The sequence below is a fragment of the Rhizobium sp. P43 genome (genome assembly GCF_056730705.1).
In genome coordinates, this window is sequence record NZ_CM161539.1 from 452,186 (window position 1) to 479,100 (window position 26,915).

Sequence of the window (26,915 nt, forward strand, 5' to 3'; positions counted from 1 at the left end):
CGTCAGCTGGCCGTCTGCTCGGCGGCACCAATCTCCTGCAGACGCTTTTGCAGCGAAAGCTTGTCGAGGCTCGCCATCGGCAGGCTGACAAAGATCGAGATGCGGTGATTGAGCATGCGATAGGCTTCGGCGAAGGCGAAATGCTTCTCGCTATCCGTACCCTCTGCAGCGGCCGGGTCGGGCACGCCCCAATGGGCGGTCATCGGCTGGCCGGGCCAGACGGGGCAGGCTTCGGCAGCGGCGTTGTCGCAGACGGTGAAGACAAAATCGAGCTCAGGCGCGCCGGGGATTGCGAACTCGTCCCAGTTCTTCGAACGGGCGAAGCTCGTGTCGTAGTTCATGCCCTTCAGCAGTTGCAGCGTGTAGGGGTGAACCTCACCCTTCGGCTGCGAACCGGCGGAATAAGCCTTGAACTTTCCCTGGCCGAGCCGGTTGAGCAGCGCTTCGGCGATGATCGAGCGGGCGGAATTGCCGGTGCAGAGGAAAAGCACGTTGTAGATCTTGTCGGACATGGCCGGTCTCTCAGTTCGGGCGGGTTGGTTGTAGCTTTGGGCTGCAGCAGGCGAGATCGTCGATCAGCGGCTGGCAGAGGCTGGCATTGCCGCCGCAGCAATCCTTAAGCAGGTAAAGCGCGACAGCGCGGAAGCGGTCGAGATCGGCGCGGTAGATGATCGAGCGGCTCTGGCGCTCGCCTGTGACCAGCCCGGCTTGCGAGAGTGTCGACAGATGCGCCGACATGGTGTTCTGCGGCACCCCGATCAGACGCGCGAGCTCACCGGCGGGCACACCATCGGGTTCATGCGCCACCAGCAGGCGGAAGGTCTGCAGCCGGGTCGGCTGGGCCAGGGCGGCAAGGGCCGCGATCGTCGATTTTTCATCCATATATCCAGAATAACGGATATGATTGGGGAGTCAATTGGGGTCGTGCCGAAGTCACAGAAAAACCCCGGCGTCGAGGACACCGGGGTTTCAATATGTGAGAGAGGGCCTCTATGGGATCAGGTGATGACCGTCGGCTCGTTCATGCCCGTGTAGCGCTTGATCTCCGCCACCTCTTCCGCTGCCGCGATCAGGTCAGCGAGTGCTGCCTGCGTCTCGATTGCGTGGCGGCTGGCGTCGGGCTCGTAGCGTTCGACATAGAGGCGCAGCGTAGCACCCGAGGTGCCGGTGCCGGAGAGGCGGAAGACGATGCGGCTGCCGCCTTCGAAGAGGATGCGGATGCCCTGGTTCTTCGAGACGGAGTGGTCGATCGGGTCGTGATAGGCGAAGTCGTCGGCGGCGGTCACGGTCAGGCCGTTGATCCTGGTGCCGGGCAGGCTGTCGAGCTTGGCGCGCAGAGCGGTGACCAGGGCGTTGGCATTGTCCGTATCGACGCCTTCATAGTCGTGGCGGGAATAGTAGTTGCGGCCGTATTCGGCCCAGTGGCTTTCCACGATCTGCTTCACGCTCTGCTTGCGGGCGGCGACGATGTTGAGCCAGAAGAGCACGGCCCAAAGACCGTCTTTCTCGCGCACATGGTCGGAGCCGGTGCCGAAGCTTTCCTCGCCGCAGACGGTGACCTTGCCGGCATCCATGAGGTTGCCGAAGAATTTCCAGCCGGTCGGGGTCTCATACATGCCGATGCCGAGCTTTTCCGCCACGCGATCGGCGGCAGCACTTGTCGGCATCGAGCGGGCGATGCCGGCGATGCCGTTTTTGTAGCCGGGGGCGCAGGTGGCGTTGGCGGCGATCATCGCCAGGCTGTCTGAGGGCGTGACGAACATGCCCTTGCCGACCACCATGTTTCGGTCGCCGTCGCCATCGGAGGCGGCGCCGAAGTCCGGGCCGTCGGCGCTCATGACATCGTCATAAAGGTCCTTGGCATGGACGAGGTTCGGATCGGGATGGTGGTGGCCGAAGTCTGGCAGGGGGACTTCGTTGCGCACGGAACCGGCGGGCGCGCCGAGGCGCTTTTCGAGGATCTCGACGGCATAGGGGCCGGTGACGGCGCTCATTGAATCGATCACAACGCGGAAGCCGCCCGAGATCAGCGCGCGGATGGCCGGGAAGTCGAAGAGGGTTTCCATCAGGTCGGCATAGTCGGTGACCGGGTCGATCACCTCGACGGTCATGCCGGCGAGATCGAAGCTGCCGACGGTGTCGAGATCGATGTCGGCGACTTGGGCGATCTTGTAGCTGTCGATTGTCTTGGTGCGGGCGAAGATCGCGTCGGTGATCTTTTCCGGTGCCGGGCCGCCATTGCCGATATTGTATTTGATGCCGAAATCTTCGGTCGGGCCGCCGGGATTGTGGCTGGCCGAGAGAACGATGCCGCCAAAGGCCTTGTATTTGCGGATGACATGCGAGGCGGCTGGCGTCGAGAGGATTCCGCCCTTGCCGACCAGGACCTTGCCGAAACCATTGGCGGCCGCCATTTTCAGCGCCTTCTGGATGACTTCGCGGTTGTAGTAGCGGCCGTCGCCGCCGATCACCAGCGTCTGGCCTTCAAAGCCTTCCAGGCTGTCGAAGATCGCCTGAATGAAGTTCTCCGCATAGTTCTCCTGCTGGAAGACCGGAACCTTCTTGCGCAGTCCCGATGTGCCGGGCTTCTGGTCCGCATAGGGTTTCGTGGAGACGGTCGAGATCATCGATTACTGGCCTTTCGAGACGAGGCGTTGATAAAGTTCGGCATAGGTCGCGCCGCTCCTGGTCCAGGAGACGTCGGATTTCATGCCCTGCTTCTGCATTTGCGACCAGAGACGCTGGTCACTGTAAAGGCGGAGCGTGCGGCGGATGGCGCGGCGGAAGGCGTCCGCCGTGACGGGTGCGAACTGGACGCCTGTGGCGACACCGGCAGCAAGAGCCGCTTCATTGGCGTCGATGATGGTGTCGGCGAGGCCGCCGGTGCGGGCGACGAGCGGAATGCAGCCGTAGCGCAGGGCGTAAAGCTGGGTCAGGCCACAGGGCTCGAAGCGCGAGGGCACGAGGATGACGTCGGAGCCGGCCTGCATGACATGCGAGAGGCCTTCATCATAACCGAGCACCATGCCGACGCGGCCGCGATGATGGGCGGCGGCACCCTGCAGGGCAGCCTCGATGCCGCTCTCGCCGGAGCCGAGGATGGCGAGCCTACCGCCGGCATTGACGATGTCGTCGATCACCTCCGGCAGCAGGTCTAGACCCTTCTGCCAGGTGAGGCGCGAGATGACGCAGAAGATCGGGCCGTCATCGCCATCGAAGGCGAAGCGCTCGACCATGGCTGCCCGGTTGCCGGCGCGCTTCTTCAGAGCGGTACCGGAATAGTGGCTGGTGAGCAGCGGGTCGGAGGCCGGGTTCCAGGTCTCGGCGTCTATGCCGTTGACGATGCCGTAGAGATCGGCAGCGCGGCTGGCGATGACCCCATCGAGCCCCATGCCGAATTCCGGCGTCAGGATTTCCTCGGCATAGGAGGGGCTGACGGTGGAGAGTGCGTGGGCGGTCACAAGGCCGCTCTTCAGGTAGCTGATCGTGCCGTAATATTCGAGCGCTTCGTACCAGGCGTGGCCGGGCAGACCGAGATAGGGAAAGAGCGTCGCGCCGAACTGGCCCTGGAAGGCGATGTTGTGGATGGTGATGAGGCTCGGAACTTCCGGGGCCTCGGCGTACCGCATGTAGACGGGGGCCAGTGCACCCTGCCAGTCATGTACATGGACGAGGTCGGGTTTGAAGTTGGGCAGCAAGCCCGCCGCGATCTCGGCGCCCACCTTGGAGAGCACGGCAAAGCGCTTCCAGTTGTCGGGATAGTCGCGGCCCTGGGTGTCGAGATAAGGACCGCCAGACCGCTCGTAGAGTGTCGGGCAATCGAGGATCAGCAGGTCGAGGCCTTCGTGTCTCACCTCAAGTAGGGTCGCCCGCTCATCGAGCACATCCTCGAACTCGTGGACCTTCTTCGGCTTCTTCACCGCCTTCATCACAGCCGGGTAGCCGGGGATCAGCGTCTTCGTCTCAATACCATGGGCGGCGAGCGCGATGGGAAGCGCGCCCGCGACGTCGGCGAGGCCTCCGGTCTTGATCAGCGGATAAAGTTCGGAGGCGACCGAAAGGACCTTCATGGGAGTGACTAACCCAGTTTGTCGATCATCGACTGTGTGATGAGGCAAATCCCGTTTTCGCTGCGGCGGAAGCGCTTGGCATCCATTTCCGGATCCTCGCCAACGATCAGCCCCTCCGGGATCACCACGCCATGGTCTATGACGACATTGGTGAGACGCGCATGACGGCCGATCTGCACCTTCGGTAGGACGACCGCGCCTTCGAGGCGGGAATAGGAATTCGCCCGCACGCCGGTGAACAGCAGGCTCTTGTAGAGGGCCGAACCGGAGATGATGCAGTCGCCCGAAACCAGCGAAGAGATCGCCGAGCCGCGGCGGCCTTCGTCGTCATGGACGAACTTGGCGGGCGGCGTGATCTCGGAATAGGTCCAGATCGGCCAGGACTTGTCGTAGAGGTCGAGCTCGGGAACGATATCCGTCAGGTCGATATTGGCCTGCCAATAGGCATCGATCGTGCCGACGTCGCGCCAGTAGGGTTCGCGTTCGAAGTCTGAGCGGACGCAGGACTGGGCGAAGCGATGGGCGACGGCTTTGCCGTTTTTCACCACATAGGGGATGATGTCCTTGCCGAAGTCGCGGCTCGAATCCGGGTCGGCGGCATCGCGGCGCAGCAGTTCCATCAGGTATTTCGTCTGGAAGACGTAGATACCCATGGAGGCGAGCGCAAAATCTTCATTGCCCGGGATGCCCGGCGGGTCGGCAGGCTTTTCGACGAAATCGATGATCCGGTCGGTCGCATCGACATGCATTACCCCGAAGCCGGTTGCCTCCATGCGCGGCACTTCCAGGCAGCCGATGGTGACATCCGCGCCCGAATTGACGTGCTGCTGCAGCATCAGCTCGTAGTCCATCTTGTAGATGTGGTCGCCCGCGAGGATGACCATGTATTCCGGCGCGTAGGATTCGATGATGTCGGCGTTCTGATAGACGGCGTCGGCGGTGCCTTCATACCACTGCGTTTCGGACACACGCTGCGAAGCCGGGAGGATGTCGAAGCTCTCGTTGCGCTCGGGGCGGAAGAAGTTCCAGCCGAGCTGCAGATGGCGGATCAGCGAGTGGGCCTTGTACTGGGTGGCCACACCGATACGGCGGATACCGGAGTTCAGCGCATTGGAGAGGGCAAAATCGATGATGCGGGCCTTGCCGCCGAAATAGACGGCGGGCTTGGCGCGCCGGTCCGTCAATTCCTTCAGGCGGCTGCCGCGCCCGCCGGCCAGAACATAGGCCATGGCATCACGCGACAGGCTCCGTGCCGTTTTTTCGGTCATATCTTTCCTCCCCTTACTGTTCCAATTCCAGCATGATCACGGCCAGCGGCGGGAGCGTCAGCCCTGCTTTTGCCCATCCGCTTCCCGTGGCATGCGCCTCCACGCGGCCACCATTGCCCTTGCCGCTACCACCATAGATTTCGGCATCGGTGTTCAGTATCTCACGCCAACGGCCTGCTGCAGGCAAGCTCAATTCGTATCGCTCGTGATAGTTCGGCGTCAGGTTGCAGACGACGGCAATCGGCTTTTCACCAGGCGCCTTGCGCAGCCAGGCGAGAACCGAGTTTTCCTGGTCGTCGGCATTGATCCACTCGAAGCCTTCGCCCTCGCAGTCGCGGGCGTGCAGAGCCGGCTTGGAGCGATAGGTGAAGTTCAAGTCACGGACCAGGCGCCGCATGCCTTCATGCGGGGCGTAGTCGAGCAGGTTCCAATCCAGGGAACGGGCTTCCGACCACTCGCCCCATTGGGCGAATTCCTGGCCCATGAAGAGCAGCTTCTTGCCAGGATGACCCCACATATAGCCGTAATAGGCGCGGAGATTGGCGAACTTCTGCCAGTCATCGCCCGGCATCTTGGCGATCATCGAACCCTTGCCGTGTACCACTTCGTCGTGGGAGATCGGCAGGACGAAATTCTCCGAGAAGGCATAGAGCAGACCGAAGGTCAGCTCCTGGTGATGATACTTCCTGTAGATCGGATCCCGGGCAAAGTAGCTCAGGGTGTCGTGCATGAAGCCCATGTTCCACTTGAAGCCGAAGCCGAGGCCGCCTTCATGGACCGGCTGGGAGACCTTCGGCCAGGAGGTGCTCTCCTCGGCAATGGTCATGATGCCGGGATGGCTGCCATAGACATGGTGGTTCATCTGCTGCAGGAAGCGAACCGACTCCAGATTTTCGCGCCCACCATATTCGTTGGGGATCCACTCGCCTTCCTTGCGGGAGTAGTCGAGGTAGAGCATTGAGGCGACCGCATCGACGCGCAACCCGTCGAGATGGAATTTTTCCGCCCAGTAGAGCGCGTTGTTGATCAGGTAGGACGAAACCTCGACACGGCCGAAATTGTAGATCGCCGTGTTCCAGTCGGGGTGGAAGCCCTGACGGGGATCGGCGTGTTCGTAGAGTGCCGTGCCATCGAAATGGCGAAGCCCGTGGGCATCCGTCGGGAAATGGGCCGGCACCCAGTCCAGGATGACGCTCAAGCCGACCTTGTGGCAGCCGTTGACGAAGCGCGCAAAACCCTCCGGCTCGCCGAAGCGGGCGCTGGGCGCATAGAGGCCCGTGGTCTGGTAGCCCCAGGAGGGGTCGTAGGGATGCTCGGTGATGGGCAGGAATTCGATATGGGTGAAGCCCATGTCGACGCAGTAGGGGATCAGCCTTGCCGCCATCTCATCCCAGGAGAGCATCGAGCCGTCATCGCGGCGCTGCCATGAGCCGGCATGCACCTCATAAATCGAGATCGGCTGGCGTCGCTGGTCGATGCTCGCCCAATGCTTGCGATGTGCCTCGTCTTCCCAGACCTGTTCGAGCTCTGCCGTCGTTACCGATGCGTTCTTCGGGCGCATCTCGGCGCGCCGGGCATAGGGGTCGGCCTTGAGCGGCTGAAGCTCGCCATGTGGTCCGACGATCTCGAACTTGTAGGTGGCACCGGTCCGGACATCAGGCGCAAAGATCTCCCAGATGCCGGTGTCGCGGCGCAGCCGCATGACGTGGCGGCGCCCGTCCCAGTCGTTGAAGTCGCCAACGACCGAAACACGGCGGGCGTTGGGGGCCCAGACGGCGAAATGGAAGCCGTCGACGCCCTGGTGCCTCATGGGATGGGCGCCCATCTTGTCGAAAAGGCGCAGATGCGAGCCTTCGCGGATGAAATAGTCATCCATCGGCCCGAGGATTGGCCAGAAGCTGTAGGGATCGGTGACCGTCCATTCGGCGTCACCGCGCGTGGCGCGATAGCGCACGGGCAAGACGCCATCCAGCTTGACGGGCCCGGAGAAGAAGCCCGCATCATGATGCCGGACCAGTTCGCCAATCGGTTCGCCGGCCAGATTGTGGGCGACTACGGTCTCCGCGCCTGGAATGAAGCAGCGTGCGACATGGCCGGCGCCTGCCTCATGCACACCGAGAAAGGCAAAGGGGTCACCATGGGTGCCCTGGATGATCGCCTCGATTTCTGCTGCCGACGGTGTGTCCGGCTTTGCTACGTCACCGCTCCTCTTCGGTGATTTTGCCATCAAGCTCTCCAGATGTCCGCGTTGTATTGCCGGATGGTGCGGTCCGACGAGAACCAGCCCATGCGCGCTGTGTTGCGAATAGTCTTGGAGTACCAGGCCGTTTTGTCCGTCCAGATCGCGTCAACATCCCGCTGGGCCTTGGCATAGGCATCGAAGTCAGCGGCGACCATGAACCAGTCATGCTGATAGATGCCCTGCATCAGATCGACATAGCGGTCACGGTCGTCAGGCGAGAAGACGCCCGAGGCAATCGCCGCAAGGGCCTGCTGCAGCTCGCGAGAGGCTTCGATGGCGGCGCGGGGATTATGCCCCTCGGCGCGCACGCGACCGACCTCGTCGGCGGTCATTCCAAAAATCACGATGTTCTCCTCGCCCACATGATCGCGCATTTCGACATTGGCGCCGTCGAGCGTTCCAATGGTCAATGCACCGTTCAACGCGAACTTCATGTTCCCGGTTCCAGATGCTTCCATGCCGGCGGTGGAAATCTGTTCGGAGAGGTCGGCCGCGGGCACCATGACTTCGGCCAGCGAGACATTGTAGTTGGGAATGAAGACGACCTTCAGCAGGCCGCGCACCGAGGGGTCGGTGTTGATGACGCGGGCAACATCGTTCGCCAGTTTGATGATGAGCTTGGCATTGTGGTAGCTCGGTGCGGCCTTGCCGGCGAAGAGCTTGACGCGCGGCACCCAGTCCCGCTCGGGATGCGAGCGGATCTGGTCGAAAAGCGCGACCGTCTCGATAATGTTTAGGAGCTGGCGCTTGTATTCGTGGATGCGCTTGATCTGGATGTCGAACATCGCGTGCGGATCGAGCTTGATGCCCATGCGGCTGGCGACGAGGCCGGCAAGCTTCTGCTTGTTGGCGAATTTCACCGCTGCGAATTTCTGCTGGAAGGCTGCATCATCGGCGAAGGCGTCGAGGCCCTTCAGCTTGGTCGCATCATCCAGGAATTCTGGTCCGATGGCTTCCTTGATCAGGTCGGTGAGAGCCGGATTGCACTGCATTAGCCAGCGGCGTGGAGTGATGCCGTTGGTCTTGTTGTTGATGCGGGTGGGGTAAAGCTTGTGGAGATCGGCAAAGACCGTCTCCTTCATCAGCTCGGTATGCAGTGCCGACACGCCATTGATCGAATGCGAGCCCATGAAGGCGAGATTGCCCATGCGCACGCGGCGGTCGCCGCTTTCGTCGATCAGCGAAATCTGGCGGATCTCGTGGTCGTTGAAGCCGCGCTTCTTGCGAGCATCAAGCAGGACCTTGGCGTTGATCGCATAGACCAGCTGCATGTGGCGCGGCAGCAGCCGCTCGAAGAGCGGCACCGGCCAGCTTTCCAGCGCTTCCGGAAGCAGCGTGTGGTTGGTGTAGGAGAAGGTCTTGGAGGAGATCTCCCAGGCTTCATCGAAGGCGACACCGTGAACATCGACCAGCAGGCGCATCAGTTCGGCGACGGAGACGGCGGGATGGGTGTCGTTGAGCTGGATCGCCACCTTTTCCGGCAGCTGGGCGAGCGTATTGCCCTGCTGCAGGTGACGGCGGACAATGTCCTGCAGCGATGCCGAACAGAAGAAGAATTCCTGGCGCAGGCGCAGTTCCTGGCCGGCAGGCGTGGCATCCGCCGGGTAGAGAACGCGGGTCAGCGATTCCGCCTTGTTGCTCTCGCGCAGCGCGCCGATATGGTCGCCGGCATTGAAGGCATCGAGCAGGATCGGGTCGATCGGTTGGGCCGACCAGAGACGCAGCGTGTTGACTCGCTCGCCACGCCAGCCAACGGCGGGCGTGTCATAGGCGGTGGCAATGACGCGCTCGCCCTGTTTCCACACGTAACGCGGCTCACCGTCGGGCCCGTCGACGGTCTCGACCGTGCCGCCGAAGCCGACTTCGTAGGAGCTTTCGCGGCGCTCGAATTCCCAGGGGTTGCCATGGGCGAGCCAGCTTTCCGGCAGTTCGACCTGCCAGCCCTCCGCCATCTGCTGGCGGAAGAGGCCGTGGACATATCGGATGCCGTAGCCGTAAGCCGGGATGTTGACGGTCGCCATGCTCTCCATGAAACAGGCGGCCAGACGTCCCAGACCACCATTGCCGAGTGCAGCATCGGGCTCAAGGCCGGCAATGACGTCAAACTCGACGGAGAGCGAGGAGAGCGCCTGTCGGATGTTGTCGATCAGGCCGAGGTTCGACATGGCGTCGCGCAGCAGGCGGCCGATCAGGAATTCAAGCGAAAGATAATAAACCCGCTTGCCGTTGTTCATATAGGTATTGCGGGTCGATTCCATCCAGGTGTCGATGATGCGGTCACGCACCACGAGGATCGTTGCGGTCAGCCAGTCATGCGGGGTCGCGACCTTCGCGTCCTTGCCGATGCTGTAGGTCAGCTTGTCCATGATCTCGGCGGCCAGGGCGTCCGGATCGGAAACGCCGCGCTTGGGAAGGGGAAGGTCGACTTTGTGGGGAGTCTTGATCATCGGTCCGCCTGGCGTTGTTCGTGTCTCCGACCGGTTCCGATGCGATTGTCGATGCCGGCCCCTGTTTCGCCAGTTTACGCATCGAAATGAAACAGTTGCAACAGGCGCAATGCTCAGCCGAAAAATTTGTTAAAGCTGCCTACAATTCAGGCAAGTCTCTGTTCTGATTGTTTTATCTCTGAAACACGAAGATACGATAAGGCCGCGGTCGAGTTGGCCACGGCCTGATTGATGTCAAAAACTAAATCGATTTGATCGGATCAGTTGGTGAGACGGGTTGCCGCCTCGACAGCCTTGTCACCGATTTCCTTGAATGCCGCGACAAGTTCCGCCGCGTCCTGTGCGTCGTAGTAGTTTGAGGGGCTCGAAGCGCAGGCCTTAAGAAGCCCTTGTCCCTTCTTGGGCGCCATGAACGCCACGGTGTAGATCTGGATCCCGTCTTTCTTGGCGGCAGTGCAAGTGGCCAGTGTTTCGGTATCGGCGCTGGAGAAGTTGTTGTCGCCGTCGGTCATGAACAGGATGAACTTGCTCGGTTGCTGACCGTTCCTGTTCTTGTGCGCCGTGTCTTCACTCGCCTTGATGATGTCGGAATAGGCGCGGGCCATCGCATCGGATGAGTCCGTGCCGCCCTCGGCGATCAGGTCCTGCACGTAGCTCAGGGTATGCGATGTGCCCCAATCGAAGGCGACGGGCGTATGCATCCTCGCTTCATAGGAAACGGCCGCCGTCCGCACGTAGCGATCCTCAGGATCGGCGGTGTCGAGCTGCGTGGTCAGGCTCGCGACCGCCATTTTCAGAGCGTCGATCTTGATGATGTAATTGTCCGCCTCGTAGCTGCAGGTTCTCGGTCTCCACGAGGATCCGCAGTTGTAGTAGACCGTCTTCGTTGGCTGTGCTTCGTTGATGGTCTCGGTGTCCCAGGCCATTGAGCCGGATCGGTCGAGAACGAGATACATCGACATGGCATTCTTGCTCTCGGTCGTCGCGCGCGCCGTTGCCGTGACCCCGACCTTCATCTCTTCCCAGCCAAGAAGCGCGGTCATGCCGTTGGTCTTTACGACGAAGTCGGTGGTCAACGTCACGTCGTAAGTGTTGCCCGACGTGCTCTTGTTGCGGGTCACGGTCCCGATTGCACTGTCGAGCGGATCGACGGGTGTCGTTTCGCCCGGAATGGAATCGTTCGTCTTTGCATCTGGGATGACGTTGTAGAACTGCGCCTTCATGAACTTGCATGCCATGTCGAGCGCCTCCTTGTCCGACATGGTCTTGTCCTTCGCCAAGGCGTTGGCGGCGGAAAGCACGGCGGAGTCGGCCGAATCCTGCAAGGCGTTGCGCACCTGGACCACCTGGTTGTAGTCAAGCGCAATACCGGCTGTCGCTGCCGTCACCGGCAGGATGATCGCAGTGGCAATACCGAAGTTCCCGGCACGGTCGCGCCAGAAGCGTCCAAAGAGAGATTTGCCGCGGCTGTCTGTGGTAGTCATCATGTCCATCCAAAAATCAGCGTTTGGACGGTTTTAGACCAGAAGTTATTGCATCCGCTTTAAATGGATTGCTTAAATTTGAATCAATGGAGATTATTGCCGTACGGGGATGACATCGACAGCCTGGGCCGTCTGATGCGATCCATAGCTTTTCAGAACCCCGATCACCGGGGCGACATCGGCATAGTCCCGCCCATAGCCGACCACGATGTGGTCCGTGCCGGCGATGATGTCATTGGTCGGGTCGAGCTCGATCCAGCCTGTGAGTTTGCCGCACCAGACCCTGACCCAGGCATGCATGGCGTCTGCACCTTCGAGCCGTTCCTTGCCCGGAGGCGGGATCGTGCGCAGAAAGCCACTGACATAGCCGGCGGGGATGCCGAGGCTGCGCAGCGCCACGATCATAACATGGCTGAAATCCTGGCACACGCCGCGCTTCTTGGCGAAGGCCTCCGCCGGCGTTGTATCGACCGTCGTTGCCTCCGCGTCGTATTTGAAGTCCTTGTGAATACGACTGCAGAGTATTTCTGCGATCTGGCGAACCGTCATGCTGGGTTTCAGCATCCCGCGGACATAGGCCGCGATTGCCTTGTCGCGGGGCAGGCGGGGGCTGGTGCCGAGGAAATGATGCGGCGATTCAGCGTCGAGCGACCAGGTTTCCGCGATCTCCTGTGGAAGGCGGTCGAGCAGTGGTGAGAAATCCGCAGCGATCGGCTGGGCCTGCACCATGACGCGGGCCTGCATGCGGATATCCAGCTTCTCGTGCGGACCGCGCAGGATGGCGTGGCTGGTCGGATGGCGAAAGAAGTCGCTGAAAGTGGAGATCTCGTCCGGCTCCGGGGTCACGGTGATTGCGCCGGCGATCAGCCGCTGGCGATCCGGCAGGGAGAGCGGCAGCAAGCGCAGCATGTGATGGGCACCGGATGCCGGGACCTCGTAATGATAGCCGATATGGAGCGAGAGGTCGTAGAGCATCGCGTCAGCTCAGATAGGTTTGGGCGAGAATGTCGGAGAGTTTCTCCAGTTCCCGCTCGAGACTGGTATAGACGTCGGCGCTCATGGTCTCCGGCGTCATCACGGCCAAGCCCGAATGCAGACGCATGGCCTCGCGGAAGAGGCTCGACATCTGGCCGTTGACCATGGCGTTCGGCAGTTGCTCGACCTCGATGCGGATCTCGTTCAGCTGGAAGAGGATCGAGCGTGGGTTGAGCGGATCGAGCGCCAGAAGGTCGGTCACCGTCAGCCGTGCCGTCGACACATTGTAGCGGCGGCGATGGGTCATGACGTTGTCGCCGATTTCGAGCAGCATATCGAGCGAGCCGTCGGGCGCGTCTGGGCCTGTCATGTGGCCGAGCAGACGCGTCATGTGCAGGCCGCGTTCCAGCAAGCGGCCGATGGTCAGGAAGCGCCAGCCGGTAAACCGGTACATGTTCTCATGCACGAGACCGGCAAAGCCCGCCAGCTTGCGCAACAGGATCGTCATCGCATGGGCCGCGTCGTCGCCCGGCTTCACGCGCTCGTGGAAGCGTTTCGCGGTTTTCGACAGATCGTTCAGCGCCAGCCATCCATCGGGCGAGAAGCGGTCGCGGATGTTGCTGGCCGAATAGACGGCGCTGTCGATGTTGCGCAGCAGGCTTTCCGGCACACCGGACTTCGTATCGACATCGATGTCCGAGAGGTATTCCGTGACGAAGGCAAGCAAAGGCTGGTCCGGATTGGCGCTTTCGGCATAACGGGCATGCCAGGCCCGCAGGATGCGAAGCACGCCTTCGGCCCGCTCGATGTAGCGACCCAGCCAGAAGAGGTTGTCGGCCGCACGGCTCGGCAGGCTGCCCGGCATGTTGCGGGTAAAGGTTTCCTCGGCCGGCAGCAGCGACGTGCGATCCACGGGCTTGTCGGAGACGATCCAGACATCGGCGGCACTTCCGCCGGATTGCATGGCGATGGCCGACACGTCCGAGCCGCTGCCGATGCGGGCAAAGCCGCCCGGCATGATCTGCCAGCCGTTTTGCGTGCGGGCTGCGAAGACGCGCAGCGACATCGGGCGCGGGGTCAGCTTGCCGTCGACCATGGCCGGCGTCGTCGAGAGCGTCACGACTTCCTGCCCGACGAGATTGCCGGCTTCCGTCTCCAGCCATTCGGCGGTGGTCCGGCCTTGCGGGTCCTTGTAGCGCGACCCCATGACCGAGCGCCCGCCATCGTCGAAGAAGGGCAGGCGCGAGAAGGCGGAGCCGATCACCATGCGGTCGAGATGCGCTGCCACATGCTCGCGCTCCGCCTTCTGGCCGCACCACCAGGTGGCGATCGAGGGCAGCTTCAGTTCCTCGCCGAGCAGATGGCGCGAGAGGGTGGGCATGAAGGCGAGAAGCGCGCGCGTTTCGAGAATGCCCGAGCCGAGCGCGTTGACGAAGGTGACGGCGCCATTGCGCAGTGCCTGCACCATGCCGGGCGTGCCGATATAGGAGTTCTGGTCGAGTTCGAGCGGATCGGCGAAGGCGGCATCCAGGCGGCGCCAGAGCACGCTGACGGGTTTCAGGCCGGCCACGGTGCGAACCATGACACGACCGTTGACGATCGTCAGGTCTTCGCCCTCCAGCAGCATGATGCCGAGATAGCGGGCGATATAGGCGTGTTCGAAATAGGTCTCGTTGGCGGGGCCCGGTGACAGGACGGCGATGCGCTCGTCCGTGCTGCGGGTGCGGGCCTGAAGCGCCTTGCGGAAGGCGCCGAAGAACGACGCAAGCCGGTGGACATGGGTTTCGGCATAAACGTCGGAAAAGGCGCGGGCGGTGGCTACGCGGTTTTCCAGCGCAAAGCCTGCACCAGAGGGCGCCTGCGTCCGGTCAGCGAGAACCCACCAGTTGCCGTCGGGGCCGCGACCAATTTCGAAGGAACAGAAATGCAGGTAGTGACCGCCGGCCGGCTTGATGCCGACGAGCGGTCGCAGGAATTCAGGATTCGAGGCAATCAGCTGGGGGGGCAGGAAGCCTTCCTGCACCAGTCTGTTTTCCGAGTAGATGTCGGCAACGACCGCTTCCAGCAGGTTCGCGCGCTGGACCAGGCCGTCGGCCAGAACCTGCCACTCGGGTTCCGAGATCATCACCGGGATATGCGAGAAAGGCCAGGCGCGCTCGCTTGATCCGCCGGAACCATAGGCGCGGTAGAAGACGCCGGCGTCGCGCAGATAGCGGTCGGCACGGGCGAAGCGCTCGTGCAGATCTTCCTCCGGCATGGTGTCTATGGCCGAAACAAGCGCCTGCCAGACAGGCCGGACATTGCCCTTGTTGTCGATCATCTCGTCGGCAGCGCCCGACAGCGCGCGATAGCCGGCCGTGCGGGCCTTGCTCTTCGGCGCGTCTGGCGGGGAAAGCTCCGCTGCCGTCTTCTGTGCCATCAATCAGATACCTTGCGGTCTTCTCAGGTCCAAAGTGTGCGGGAATTCCGGCGACACGGCTTCGGGCCATAGGGAATAGGAGCCGGCTGTATGGCCCCATGGCTCGAAACGTGCAAGCCGACGGGCTTCCGCTTCATTCCCATTCACAGGGAAAGTATCGTAATTCCGGCCACCGGGATGGGCGACGTGGTAGACGCAGCCTCCGATCGATCGGCCGGACCATGTATCATAGATGTCGAATGTTAGCGGTGTGTTGACGGGTAAAACCGGATGCAGGCCCGATGCCGGCTGCCAGGCCTTGTAACGAACGCCGGCGACGGCGATGCCGTTGACATCCGTCTTGCGCAGCGGGACTGCGCGCCCGTTGCAGGCGACAGTGAAGCGATCGGGGTTGGCCGTCTCCAGCTTCACCTGCAGACGCTCGACGGACGAGTCCACATACCGCACCGTTCCGCCGATCGCCCCCTGTTCGCCCATCACATGCCAGGGTTCGAGCGCGCCACGCAATTCGAGCTTGGAGCCTTCGTATTCGACTTCGCCGTAGAAGGGGAAGCGGAATTCCAGCTGGGCTGCAAACCATTCCGGCTTGAAGTCGAAGCCGTTCTGGCGGAGGTCGGCCAGCACTTCGAGGAAGTCCTGCCAGATGTAATGTGGCAGCATGAAGCGATCATGCAGGCTCGTGCCCCAGCGGACGAAACGGCCGCCGATCGGGTTCTTCCAGAAGCGGGCAATCAGCGCGCGGATCAGCAGCTGTTGGGCCAGCGACATGCGGGCATTCGGTGGCATCTCGAAGCCGCGGAATTCGACAAGGCCAAGCCTGCCTGTCGGACCATCCGGCGAGAAGAGCTTGTCGATGCAGATTTCCGAGCGATGCGTGTTGCCGGTGACGTCGACCAGCAGGTTGCGGAACAGGCGGTCGACGAGCCATGGCAGTGGCGGTGCCATGCCCTGATCGGGCATGGGGATCTGCGCCATGGCGATTTCGAGCTGATAGAGCGAATCGTGCCGGGCTTCGTCAAAGCGTGGCGCCTGGCTGGTCGGGCCGATGAACAGACCGGAGAAGAGATAGGACAGCGAGGGATGGCGCTGCCAGTGCAGGACCAGGCTCTTCAGCAGGTCCGGGCGGCGGAGGAACGGGCTGTCGTTCGGCGTTGCACCGCCGACGACGACATGGTTGCCGCCACCGGTGCCGCAATGGCGGCCGTCGATCATGAACTTGTCGGCGCCAAGGCGGCACAGGCGCGCTTCCTCGTAGATCGCCGTGGTGGTGGCGACGCAATCCTCCCAGTCATAGGCAGGGTGGATGTTGACCTCGATGACGCCGGGATCGGGCGCGACGCGGATGACGTTCAGCCGTTCGTCATGGGGCGGTGTATAGCCCTCGATGTGGACGGGCAGGTTGAGTGCTGCCGCCGCGCGTTCGGCCGAGGCGATGAGATCGAGATAGTCCTCGAGCGCTTCGGTCGGGGGCATGAAGACGCAGACGCGACCGTCGCGCACTTCAACCGAAATCGCAGTGCGCACACGTCCGCCGATCTCCTCGAACGACTGGCCCATCTGCGTCTGCTGGCCGGTCTCGGTCTTCACCGAATGCTCTGGCATGGCGCGGCCCTTGTCGGTCGCGAAGTCCGGCAGCGGCGGCTTTTCCACCGTCGGGTCGACGGGGTTGATGTAGGGATACATCGAGGGCGCGACATAGGGCAGGGAGTTCAGCGGCAGGCGGAAGCCGACGGGGCTGTCGCCCGGCACGAGATAAAGCCGCCCGCGCCGGGTCCGCCATTTTTCGCTGACCCACTGGCGCCCCGTGGAACGTCCCTGCCAGGCCTGGACCGGCAGCACGTAGCCGGCGGGATTGGTCAGCCCGTTGCCAAACACCCTGGCGATGCGGTTGCGCTCTTCAGGGTCCTTGAGCTTCGAATTGGCCGGGTCGACGTTTTCCGGCAGGCTCGCTTCCTTGATGATCCATTCGGCGGGATCCTCGAAGGCGGGTGCGACGTTTTCGCTGGGGATATCGAGCTCGGTCGCGATCGCCTGCAACAGGCGGGCGGCATCGTCATGGCCGACGCTGTATCTCCGGTTCTCGACCGCGATCAGGTCGGGATTGCGCCAGACCGGCTTGTTGTCGCGGCGCCAATAGAGCGAAAAGGTCCAGCGCGGCAGGCTTTCGCCCGGATACCACTTGCCCTGGCCGTAATGCAGGAAGCCGCCCGGCGCGAAACGGTCGCGCAGCCGGCGGATCAGCTGGTCGGCCTTGTCACGCTTGGTCGGGCCGACGGCTGCGGTGTTCCACTCGTCCGACTGGAAGTCGTCTATGGAAACGAAAGTCGGCTCACCGCCCATGGTGAGCCTGATGTCACGGGCCTGCAGCTCGGCATCGACCTTGTGGCCGAGGTGATTGAGTGCGTCCCAGCTGTCGTCGGAGAAGGGCTTGGTGATGCGGGGGTGTTCGGCGACACGCTTGACCTGCATGTCGAAAGCGAAATCGGTGTTCGCCTCGCCGAAATAGCCGCCTGAAATCGGGGCTGCGTTCTTGTAATGGGGCGTGGCGGCGAGCGGAATATGGCTTTCGCCGGTCAAGAGACCGGAGGTGGGGTCGAGGCCGATCCAGCCGGCGCCGGGGATGTAGACCTCGGTCCAGGCATGCAGGTCGGTGAAATCGACCTCTGTGCCCGAAGGGCCGTCGAGTGCCTTCAGGTCCGGTGCGAGCTGGATGAGATAGCCAGAGACAAAACGGGCGGCAAAACCGAGGCGGCGCAGGATCTGGACGAACAGCCAGCTCGAATCACGGCAGGAGCCGCGGGCCGATGTCAGCGTATCCTCCGGCGTCTGGACGCCGGGCTCCATGCGGATGACATAGCCGATCTCCTGCTGCAGGCGGGCATTCAGCCCGACCACCATGTCGACCGTTCCCTGACCTTGCGTCCTGTCGACAGTCGCCATGAAGGCATCGAGCGCCGGCGACGCAGGTTCCGGTGTCATATAGATCTTCAGGTCGTCCCTCAGATCCTCCGGATAGTCGAACGGCCATTTGACCGCGACTTCCTCGGTGAAGAAGTCGAAGGGATTGTAGACCGTCATGTCGGCGACGAGATCGACCTCGATCTTGAACTCGGTCACCGGGTCGGGAAAGACGAAGCGGGCGAGATAGTTGCCGTAGGGATCCTGCTGCAGATTGACGAAATGGTTCTCGGGCGTGACCTTGAGCGAATGCGAGAGAACCTTGGTGCGCGAATGGGCAGCGGGCTTCAGCCGGATGATCTGGGGGCCAAGACGGACCGGCTTGTCATAGATGTAATGGGTGAGATGATAAATGCTTGCCTTGATTGACATTCGTTACCGCTTCGCTGTTCGCCCTGCCGCTTTTTCCGGCTTGCATCGATCTTGTGCAATGCAGCGCCATAAAGCAAGCGGCCCGGACGGTGGAAACCGCCGGGCCAACCGGTTTCGATTTGGATGAAAATCAGCTTCGCCCGAATTCGTCCACCAGGCGGATGATGTCGTCCTCGCCGAGATAGGAGCCCGTCTGGACCTCGATGACTTCAAGCCGGATCTTGCCCGGATTGGCGAGGCGATGGACTGAGCCCTGCGGAATGTAGATCGACTGGTTCTCGTGCAGCACGGTGACCTTGTCGTCGATCGTCACTTCCGCCGTTCCCTTGACGCAGACCCAGTGTTCGGCGCGGTGGTGATGCTTCTGCAGCGAGAGCTTCTTTTCCGGATGGACGAAGAGGCGCTTCACCTGGAAGCGGTCGCCGTTGAGGATCGAGGTATAGCCACCCCAGGGACGCAGCGCCGTCGGGTGGTTCTCGGTCAGATGCGCCGTGTCCTTGTTGGCGGCGAGCAGCTTTACCAGATTGCCGACATCCTGGGCCCGGTCGAGGCGGCCGACATAGACGGCATCTTCCGAGGCGACGACGGCAACACCTTCCATGCCCTGGACCGCGAGATGCGCATTGCGCGACATGACGAGCGAATTGGTGGTGTCCGAGACGGTCGCATTGCCGCTGACGACATTGCCGTTCTCGTCACCGCCGGCAAGCTTCCAGATCGCATCCCAGCTGCCGAGATCGGACCAGGTGATCGGGGAGGGGACAACCGCTGCATTCGGGGTCTTTTCCATGACGGCATAGTCGATGGAGATGCTGGGGCTGCGGCCAAAGCTTGTCCCATCAAGTCGGGTGAAGTCGAGATCGCCCTTGGCACCCTCGACCGACTGTTCGACGGCGGCAAGCACTTCGGGGGCGAGCGCCTGAAGTTCTGCAATCATCTGGCCGGCGGAGAAGACGAACATGCCGGAGTTCCAGGCATAGTTACCGCTCGCCAGCATCTTTTCAGCGACGTCTGCCTTGGGCTTTTCGACGAAACGCGAGACCTTGTGGACGCCGCTTCCCAGATCCTCGCCGATCTCGATATAGCCATAGCCGGTCGCGGGTTCGGTCGGCGTGATGCCGAACGTGACGATCTTGCCGTTCCGGGCAGCCTGGGCAGCCTTTTCCACGCAGCCGCGATAGATATCGTCGACGGTGATCTCGTGGTCGGAGGGCAGGATCTGGATCAGCGTGTCGCTACCATGGCGCTCACCGACGATGACGGCGGCAGCAGCCACGGCGGCTGCCGTGTTGCGTGCCTCGGGCTCCAGAATGATGCCGTCGAGCGCGATACCGATCTCGCGGGCCTGTTCGGCGACGAGGAAGCGGAAATCCTCATTGGTCACGATGACAGGGGCTTCATAGATCGTCTTGTCGGAGACGCGTGCGAGCGTCTTCTGCAGCAAGGTTTCTTCGCCGAGGAAGCGGATGAACTGCTTCGCAGCGGCTGCGCGCGACAGCGGCCAAAGCCGCGTTCCCTTGCCGCCGGCCATGATGACCGGCACGATCTTGTTGCTCATGTTTATCTGCCTTTCGATGTCTCGCCGGGGCGTTTCCGTCCCGGCCGAATTCGGTGCGACCGTGGTGCCGCATATGCTGTTGAACGCGGGTGCGGCGGTTTTGTTACATGTTTGGGCTGATGTTCCAAGCCCGTCGATGGAGGATGCGGGTTGAACATCGCGGATGCACTGTCCTTGCGACATCGCTATGCTGCCATCACCCGCATGCCGGTTCGTCATAGTCAGAAGAGAGAGCATCCTTGTCCAAGATCCGCCCGCTGTTTTCCATTCCGGCCGCCCCGCTTATTCCCGTTCTGGGGCTGCAGGCTGGCTTCCCGATCCATCGCATCTTCTGCGTCGGGCGCAATTATGCGGCGCATGCCGCCGAGCTTGGCAATACGGTCGATCGCGTCGCGCCCTTCTACTTTACCAAGCCGCCGACGGGCCTTGTTCTTCACGGCGGCTCCATTGCCTATCCGCCGGGCACCGAGGATTATCACCACGAGATCGAACTTGTGATTGCGATCGGCGCGCCGGCTTTTCGGGTGTCGACCGAAGAGGCGATGAAAGCGGTGTTCGGCTATGCCGTCGGGCTCGACATGACGCGGCGCGACCTGCAGAACGCGATGAAGGAAAAGCAACGTCCCTGGGATATCTCAAAGGCGTTTGAAGAGTCTGCCGTCATCGGCCCGATCACGCCGGCCTCCGAATTCGCGCCTGAGGCACAGCGCATCTCGCTCGTCGTCAATGGCAGCCTGCGCCAGGAGGGCCATCTCAACGAAATGGTCTGGTCCGTGCCCGAGATCATCAGCCATCTGTCGCGCTATTATCACCTGACACCCGGAGACCTGATCTTCACCGGCACGCCGTCTGGCGTCGGGGCGCTGCAGCCGGGCGATCGTCTGGCGGGTGCTGTCGAGGGGCTCACGCCGATTGCGGTCACGATCGGACCGGCGGCCTGACGTGACGGCAGTGGGCGGGCGAAGAGGAGCAGAAGCCGGTCCGGCGCTGGTGCCGGGCCGCGACTGTGGAACCTGTTCGCTATGCTGCATCCTTCCCGATATCGCGGAATTCGACAAACCGGCCAACCAGCCCTGTCGCCACTGTCTCAGCGGTGGTGGCTGTGACGCCTATGATGTCAGGCCCGCGACCTGCCGGGACTTCTTCTGTCTCTGGCGCACGGATGCGACGCTCGGACCCGAATGGGAGCCGAGTGTCAGCCGGATGATGATGTATGCGCAGGGGCCGCAGCTGACGGTGCTGGTCGAGCCGGAGGCCGGAGCCAGCTGGCGGGAGGCGCCCTATCGCGGCTGGCTCGAGGCGAGGGCGGAGGCGCTGAAGCCTTCGGGTGGCTATATGGTGGTCTATGCGGGGGATGAGGTGACGGTGGTGAAGCGGTGAGCTGAGCTTCCAGATTGCCGTGGAAATGGGAGGTGGAGAATGCTATATGTGGGGAGGGCAGCCATGCGCCGGAACAACCCAGAGCACTCGAAAGACTGCAGGTGAGCAATCGCAATCATGGGCCGGGGGGCTGCCGTTTCATTTGAAGAGCTCGATGAACCTGGTCTGCTGACCGTCCAGCCCACAGTCTTGATATCTCGGCACAACTTTCACGCCATAGCTCAGATAGTTGCCGTTTCGATGATACGTCACGGGGCGTAGCAGTTCTGCATAGCGTAGTTCGCAATTACCATAGAAATCCGGTTCGACTGCTGCCGCGAAAGACGAAGCAACCGCATCAACGAGTTGAAGGCTCGCATTCTTTTTATGATCCTGTGCGTCCACAGCCTCAATGTCGATCACCGGCCAATGGATTTTGACATCAGCATCAGGTTGATCTTTCAGATCAGCCAGATAAGCGCGAAAGCTCTCGTAGGACATGCCACCGCGACGCGAGAAGGTTATCTGCACTCGTCCATCACCTTCGGGAACTTGGGGACGGTGATCGCGGCAAAGCCAAGAAATCCGCTCGACCAGATATCGCGCCATGTAGAAGTAAAGTTGGTTCCTGGCTGAGTAGACGCCAACGGGAATGGGTGGCTTGGCCGCCATGACGCTTATTGTTCTGAGTGGTAGCGTGGCGATCATTTGTGCTGCGACTGTGCGCTGTCCGTGGTTCAGTTCCATGAAGTGAAGCGTTCGGCTTTTCTTGTTGACGAATTTGTCCGAGATCGAATCGCGCCATCGTACCGCTTCCAGGGTGTAGACCTGTCGGAAAACGCAGGCGGATAGAACGAGCCAACGCGAGGACCCGCCGCGGCGACCAGGCTCGCGAAAGTTGCCAAGGCCGTCGTCCCCCGACTCATCGATATAAGCGACGTAGGAATGAGGCATACGTTCTCTCCACAATCAGTGCTCGTTGGATCAATTGCCGACCAGAGATTGTTGATGAGAGCGATGTTCCACTTTTCCGTCAACCGGATTGCGAATCGGTTCACGTCAAAAGCGGTGGCCTGATGCCGGGTTGGGAGGCGAAATTGCGTCAATCCGACCAAAACTCAAAAGGGCTCGCCGTTTCCGGCAAGCCCTTGAAAGAATTCGAATGGTGGGCGTGACAGGGATTGAACCTGTGACCCCTACGATGTCAACGTAGTGCTCTCCCGCTGAGCTACACGCCCATCCGATGAGCGGCTTAAGACCACAAAACCGCTTCGCCCGTCAATAGGCATTTTGCAGTTTTATGAAGAGATTTTTCCAATCCCTTCGGCAGGCCTTATGCAGCAAGGAGTTTGTTCACTTCGTCGACGAGATCGCGAAGGTGGAAAGGCTTGGAGAGGACCTTGGCGTCTTTCGGCGCCTTCGAATCCGCGTTCAATGCGACGGCTGCAAAGCCGGTGATGAACATGACCTTGAGGTCCGGATCGAGTTCAGTGGCGCGGCGCGCCAGCTCAATGCCGTCCATTTCCGGCATCACGATGTCTGTCAGGAGAAGGGAGAAGGGTTCTTCCCGCAGGCGATCATAGGCTGAGGCGCCGTTGTCGAAGGAGGAGACTTTATAGCCTGCCTTTTCCAGCGCCTTCACCAGGAACCGGCGCATGTCGTTGTCATCTTCGGCGAGAAGGATTTTCTGAGTCATTTGGGGACCGCTGTACTCGATTGCATTAGGAAGGCCGCAGCCGCTCACTTTAGGTTGGGCTCAGTAAAGAACCGGTGAACAACGAAAAATTGAACCTGCAGCGCCATTTCCGGCAGTATGGACTTTGCGACGGGTGACTGGCAACATGGCGAACACAACAAGTTTGTGACGTGGTAAAGAAGAGGGCCAGAGAAGCGGATGACCAACGAAATCGAGCTGTTCGAGGTTCGAGAGCCCGCGACTCAGACCATCCCCTTTGTCTATAATTCGCCGCATAGCGGCCGTCTGTATCCACTGACCTTTCTAGATGAGTCGCGGCTTGACGAGCTCTCGATCCGCCGATCTGAAGATCATTATGTTGACGAGCTGTTTTCGGCAGCACCCAGCTTTGGCGCGCCGCTTCTGGTCGCGCACTTCCCGCGTGCCTATGTCGATGTCAACAGAGAGCCTTATGAGCTCGATCCGCGGATGTTTTCCGATCCATTGCCGCCGTTTGCCAACAGCAATTCGGCGCGCGTTGCCGGCGGGCTTGGGACGATCCCGCGTATTGTTGCCGAGAATATGGAGATCTATGCGCGGCGCATGCCGCTTGCCGTCGCCATGGAACGGATCGAGAGCTGCTACAAGCCCTATCACGCCTGCCTTCGGCGACTGATTGCCCGGACCCATGCGGTGTTCGGCTTCGGCGTGTTGATCGATTGCCATTCGATGCCCGGCAATATCCGCGTTGCCGGCAGTGGCCTCAAACCGGATTTCATTGTCGGCGATCGCTATGGCACGAGCGCCTCTGCGGAGCTCAGCCAGGCGGCCCTGCAGTTTCTCGAGGATCTCGGCTTCACGGCCGTGCGTAACAAGCCTTATGCCGGCGGTTTTATCACCGAGCATTATGGCCGTCCGGCGCGTGGTCTGCATGCCCTGCAGATCGAGGTCAACAGATCACTCTATATCGACGAAGTAACGCTTGAAAAGCGGTCGGATTTCTCCGCTCTGGCCGGCTCGATCGCGGTGTTCATGGAGCAGATGGCCGCATTCGTCGCCGACTATGCTGGCGACCGGGCGCTGGCGGCCGAATAGCCTATTCCTCAGCTTGGTGATGTCTTGCTCTCGACGTGCTGCGCCGGGCAAAAAAAACCGCGCTCGTGGCGCGGCTGAGTCTAGGGAGGAAACACCCAAGGAGGGTATTTACAGTCAAAAGACTGTACCTGTGACGTTACATATTGCGGCGCACCATTGTCAAGCCGAATCTTGGTGCATTTTTGGGCATGGCGAAAAAATACGCAGTTTCGTCATGCGCGGCGTCCGATGACATGTTCTACGGCACGGTTAGGGCTCGCGGCGGAGGTTTTCTTTCGGCGCAACTGGCATTAAGACGAAGCTCCCTCCAGACGACGGATTTTTTCATGCGCCCTGATCGTGATTTCTTCTTCCGCCTTGCCGATGCCGCCAAGGCCGAGACGCTTCCCCGCTTTCGCTCGGGTCTCTCCGTCGTCAACAAGGAGAAGGCTGGCTTTGACCCTGTCACCGAAGGCGATCAGGCCGCCGAGATCGCCATCCGCCGGCTGATCGAAGCGGAATTCCCGACCCATGGCATTCTTGGCGAAGAGCATGAAAACATCCGCATGGACAGCGATCAGCTCTGGGTGATCGATCCGATTGATGGCACACGGGCCTTCATCTCCGGCGTGCCCGTCTGGGGCACGCTGATCGGCTTCCAGGAACAGGGCCGCTCGATGATGGGTCTGATGGAACAGCCGTTCACCGGTGAGCGCTATTATGCCGATGGCGAGCGGTCCTGGTACTCAGGCCCCGATGGCGAACGGCAGAATCAGGTTCGCGATTGCGGCAGCCTCGAAAACGCGATCCTCTTCACCACCTCGCCGCATCTCTTCAAGGACTGGGAGGTCGAACGCTTCCAGGCGGTGCAGGACAAGGTGAAGCTATTCCGCTACGGCGTCGACTGCTACGCCTATTGCCTGCTGGCGGCTGGCCATGTCGACCTGGTCATCGAGACGGTGCTCAAGCCCTATGACGTCGGCGCGCTGATTCCGATCATCGAACAGGCCGGCGGGGTGATCACCACCTGGGACGGCGGTCGTCCGGAGGCGGGCGGTTCGATCATCGCAGCGGGCTCAAAGGCCGTGCATGCCGAGGCCATGGCGATGCTGAAACGGCCCTGAGGCGGTTGCTTAGGCCTCAAGACTGGAAGCCATGGCGTCTTCAGCCACATCCGCCTGCTCGGGTTCTCCGCCCGGCATGAAGGCAAACAGCGCTGCGAGTGCCTGCTTTCGGTAGCGATCCTGCTCCTGGAAGATTTCATGCCGCGCGCCCGGCACCGGAACCAGCTGTCCGGCACGGAAATATTGGGCGAGCGATTCCTGATGATGGAATGGCACGATAGGGTCGTTTCCGGGCGCGATAATGACCGTTGGAACCGTGATCGAGGCAAGATGCCCGGGGCGTCGGATCGCATCGATGGCCTTCTGGCTTTCGTAGATCCAGCGCGCTGTGGGCGGTCCCAGTGCCAGTTCCGGATGATCCATCAGAATGCGCTGGTTGCGTGCAAAGCGCGTGGCGTCCGATGTCAGTGGATTGCCTTCAAAGGGCTTCAGTGGTTCATCCTTGTTGAGTGTGACGCGGCCAAAGCCGGTAAAGCTTGCCAGCATCGAGAGCCGGCGGATGTTCTCCGGCGATGTTCTCTGCCCTCCAAGCCCAACGAAGGGAGCGGCCAGAACCATGCGCTCGATGCGATTGGCAAGGCGGGGTGCTGCCTTGAGCGCGATCAGACCGCCCGTCGAATGGGCGACCAGGAAAAAGGGCAGGCGCGTATCCGGCAGGACGATCTGCTCGAGGAAGATTTCGAGGTCGCGGATATAGTGGTCGAAACGGGCGACATAGCCCGGGCGGGGATCCTTCAACAGCCGCTCGGAACCACCCTGACCCCGGAAGTCGTAAGTCGCGACCCAGAAGCCGCGCTCGTTCAGCTCGCGGATCGTTTCAAAATACTTCTCGATCGTCTCGTTGCGGCCGTGGAGCAGAACGATCGTGCCGAGTATCTTCGGTGCTTGCGACCGGAAGACTGCATAGCGGAGCCGCACGCCGCGATGGCCCTCGAAAAATCCGACCAAGGGTGTGCCGGGGATCGGGTTGCCTAGGGTGGCGTGAAGAATGGCATCCATGCCTGCAACTGCCTGTCGGTTGAAAGCGCCTCTGGTACTCCGGGATAGGATGCTGGCCCGGCGGAAGTCAAAGAAAAAAGCCGGAACCGCAAACTGAGGGCTGCGGTTCCGGCGAAGTCCGGCCGAAGTGGAAGGGACGATATCTCCGGCCCGGTCGGTCGAGACAACCGATGCCATGAACCCTAGTGATAGCAAGTTGAATACGGCTTGAACCGGGCGTTCACCGACAGTTCATCGCGCCCGTCTGGCCGGGATGGGGATGATCTTGAATTCGCGAAAAGCATTTCCCACATCGGGGTTGCGGACGCCAAACGGGTCCGTGAGCCGCCGCCAGCATCGCCCCAAGCGGGATGCCCGCGGCCCCAAGAAAACGCCAACGTCGCTTCAAGGAGGACACCATGCGTCACGTCGATTTTTCCCCTCTCTACCGTTCCACCGTCGGTTTCGATCGCCTGTTCACCATGCTGGACAGCCTCGGTCAGCCGGAACAGGCCCAGAGCTACCCGCCCTACAACATCGAACGCACCGGCGAGAACCTTTACCGGATCACTATGGCCGTTGCCGGCTTCGACGAAACCGAGCTTTCGATCGAGGCGCATGCGCATGTGCTGACCGTCAAGGGTGAAAAGCTTGAGGACGAGAAGGCCGAGCAGAGCGAATTCCTTTATCGCGGCATTGCCAAGCGCGCCTTCGAGCGCCGCTTCCAGCTTGCCGACCATGTGGAAGTGACCGCCGCCTCGCTGAAGAACGGCCTGTTGCACATCGATCTCCTGCGCAACATCCCCGAAGCCATGAAGCCCCGCCGGATTGCCATCGCCGCCGAACCCGTCGGCACGGCCCCCAAGGCGATCGAGGCGCATGTGAACTAAGCGCAGCTGCGCTCCACGAGCT

20 protein-coding genes and 1 tRNA gene are annotated in these 26,915 nt (G+C 61.5%); 5 read left to right on the top strand and 16 right to left on the bottom strand.

Going from position 1 to position 26,915, the window contains the following annotated elements; genetic code table 11:
- Positions 1-2: 2 nt before the first annotated feature.
- From AC1PUL_RS02145 to AC1PUL_RS02200, 12 genes are all read right to left on the bottom strand, one after another.
- Entirely contained in the window at positions 3-512 is a 510-nt protein-coding gene (locus tag AC1PUL_RS02145) for an arsenate reductase ArsC (RefSeq protein WP_480466406.1), read from the bottom strand.
- Positions 513-522: 10 nt separating this feature from the next.
- Complete coding sequence (locus AC1PUL_RS02150; RefSeq protein WP_480466407.1) at positions 523-882, bottom strand: ArsR/SmtB family transcription factor; 360 nt, start codon at positions 880-882, stop codon at positions 523-525.
- A gap of 116 nt (positions 883-998) precedes the next feature.
- Entirely contained in the window at positions 999-2,627 is a 1,629-nt protein-coding gene (locus AC1PUL_RS02155) for an alpha-D-glucose phosphate-specific phosphoglucomutase (protein ID WP_480466408.1), read from the bottom strand.
- Between the two features lie 3 nt (positions 2,628-2,630).
- A complete protein-coding gene (gene glgA / locus AC1PUL_RS02160) occupies positions 2,631-4,070 on the bottom strand; it encodes a glycogen synthase GlgA (RefSeq protein ID WP_480466409.1) in 1,440 nt (479 codons plus the stop codon).
- An 8-nt stretch (positions 4,071-4,078) separates the two neighbouring features.
- Entirely contained in the window at positions 4,079-5,338 is a 1,260-nt protein-coding gene (gene glgC / locus AC1PUL_RS02165; protein ID WP_480466410.1) for a glucose-1-phosphate adenylyltransferase, read from the bottom strand.
- A 13-nt stretch (positions 5,339-5,351) separates the two neighbouring features.
- Positions 5,352-7,565 carry a 1,4-alpha-glucan branching protein GlgB gene (gene glgB / locus AC1PUL_RS02170; protein WP_480466411.1) on the bottom strand — a complete coding sequence of 738 codons (2,214 nt, stop codon included), beginning with the start codon at positions 7,563-7,565 and terminating at the stop codon, positions 5,352-5,354.
- On the bottom strand, positions 7,565-10,027 hold the full coding sequence (locus tag AC1PUL_RS02175) for a glycogen/starch/alpha-glucan phosphorylase (RefSeq protein WP_480466412.1): 2,463 nt from the start codon (positions 10,025-10,027) through the stop codon (positions 7,565-7,567). Before AC1PUL_RS02175 ends, glgB begins: the two co-directional genes overlap by 1 nt.
- Before the next feature lie 260 nt (positions 10,028-10,287).
- Positions 10,288-11,511: a VWA domain-containing protein gene (locus AC1PUL_RS02180; protein ID WP_480466413.1), complete on the bottom strand. Its 1,224-nt coding sequence runs from the start codon at positions 11,509-11,511 to the stop codon at positions 10,288-10,290.
- A 93-nt stretch (positions 11,512-11,604) separates the two neighbouring features.
- Positions 11,605-12,486, bottom strand: a complete 882-nt coding sequence (locus tag AC1PUL_RS02185; RefSeq protein WP_480466414.1) for a transglutaminase family protein — start codon at positions 12,484-12,486, stop codon at positions 11,605-11,607.
- Between the two features lie 4 nt (positions 12,487-12,490).
- Complete coding sequence (locus tag AC1PUL_RS02190; protein WP_480466415.1) at positions 12,491-14,905, bottom strand: circularly permuted type 2 ATP-grasp protein; 2,415 nt, start codon at positions 14,903-14,905, stop codon at positions 12,491-12,493.
- 3 nt (positions 14,906-14,908) lie between these two features.
- Positions 14,909-18,235: a transglutaminase family protein gene (locus tag AC1PUL_RS02195; RefSeq protein WP_480466416.1), complete on the bottom strand. Its 3,327-nt coding sequence runs from the start codon at positions 18,233-18,235 to the stop codon at positions 14,909-14,911.
- A 130-nt stretch (positions 18,236-18,365) separates the two neighbouring features.
- On the bottom strand, positions 18,366-19,793 hold the full coding sequence (locus tag AC1PUL_RS02200) for a mannose-1-phosphate guanylyltransferase/mannose-6-phosphate isomerase (protein ID WP_480466417.1): 1,428 nt from the start codon (positions 19,791-19,793) through the stop codon (positions 18,366-18,368).
- A 248-nt stretch (positions 19,794-20,041) separates the two neighbouring features.
- Here AC1PUL_RS02200 and AC1PUL_RS02205 point away from each other — a divergent pair, with 248 nt between their 5' ends.
- A complete protein-coding gene (locus tag AC1PUL_RS02205; protein WP_480468460.1) occupies positions 20,042-20,734 on the top strand; it encodes a fumarylacetoacetate hydrolase family protein in 693 nt (230 codons plus the stop codon).
- A 1-nt stretch (position 20,735) separates the two neighbouring features.
- Positions 20,736-21,173 (top strand): hypothetical protein, encoded by a 438-nt coding sequence (locus AC1PUL_RS02210; protein WP_480466418.1) that lies wholly within the window; start codon positions 20,736-20,738, stop codon positions 21,171-21,173.
- A 138-nt stretch (positions 21,174-21,311) separates the two neighbouring features.
- Here the strand turns inward: AC1PUL_RS02210 and AC1PUL_RS02215 are convergent, their stop codons facing one another.
- From AC1PUL_RS02215 to cpdR1, 3 genes are all read right to left on the bottom strand, one after another.
- Positions 21,312-22,106 (bottom strand): DUF3800 domain-containing protein, encoded by a 795-nt coding sequence (locus tag AC1PUL_RS02215; protein ID WP_480466419.1) that lies wholly within the window; start codon positions 22,104-22,106, stop codon positions 21,312-21,314.
- 209 nt (positions 22,107-22,315) lie between these two features.
- Positions 22,316-22,390: transfer RNA gene (locus AC1PUL_RS02220), tRNA-Val, on the bottom strand.
- Positions 22,391-22,485: 95 nt separating this feature from the next.
- The gene (gene cpdR1, locus AC1PUL_RS02225; RefSeq protein WP_006726917.1) at positions 22,486-22,848 is read right to left on the bottom strand and encodes a response regulator CpdR1; all 363 of its coding nucleotides are present in this window, start codon (positions 22,846-22,848) and stop codon (positions 22,486-22,488) included.
- A gap of 198 nt (positions 22,849-23,046) precedes the next feature.
- Between cpdR1 and AC1PUL_RS02230 the strand changes: the two genes are divergently transcribed.
- Together AC1PUL_RS02230 and hisN are read left to right on the top strand one after the other, a co-directional pair.
- Positions 23,047-23,922 carry an N-formylglutamate amidohydrolase gene (locus AC1PUL_RS02230; protein WP_480466420.1) on the top strand — a complete coding sequence of 292 codons (876 nt, stop codon included), beginning with the start codon at positions 23,047-23,049 and terminating at the stop codon, positions 23,920-23,922.
- Between the two features lie 326 nt (positions 23,923-24,248).
- Entirely contained in the window at positions 24,249-25,025 is a 777-nt protein-coding gene (hisN, locus tag AC1PUL_RS02235) for a histidinol-phosphatase (RefSeq protein ID WP_480466421.1), read from the top strand.
- 9 nt (positions 25,026-25,034) lie between these two features.
- On the opposite strand, the gene AC1PUL_RS02240 is transcribed toward hisN, so the two are convergent.
- Positions 25,035-26,024, bottom strand: coding sequence for an alpha/beta fold hydrolase (locus AC1PUL_RS02240; RefSeq protein WP_480466422.1), 990 nt, complete (start codon positions 26,022-26,024; stop codon positions 25,035-25,037).
- Between the two features lie 398 nt (positions 26,025-26,422).
- On the opposite strand from AC1PUL_RS02240, the gene AC1PUL_RS02245 reads away from it, so the two are divergent.
- Positions 26,423-26,893, top strand: coding sequence for an Hsp20 family protein (locus AC1PUL_RS02245; protein WP_480466423.1), 471 nt, complete (start codon positions 26,423-26,425; stop codon positions 26,891-26,893).
- Positions 26,894-26,915 lie beyond the last annotated feature (22 nt).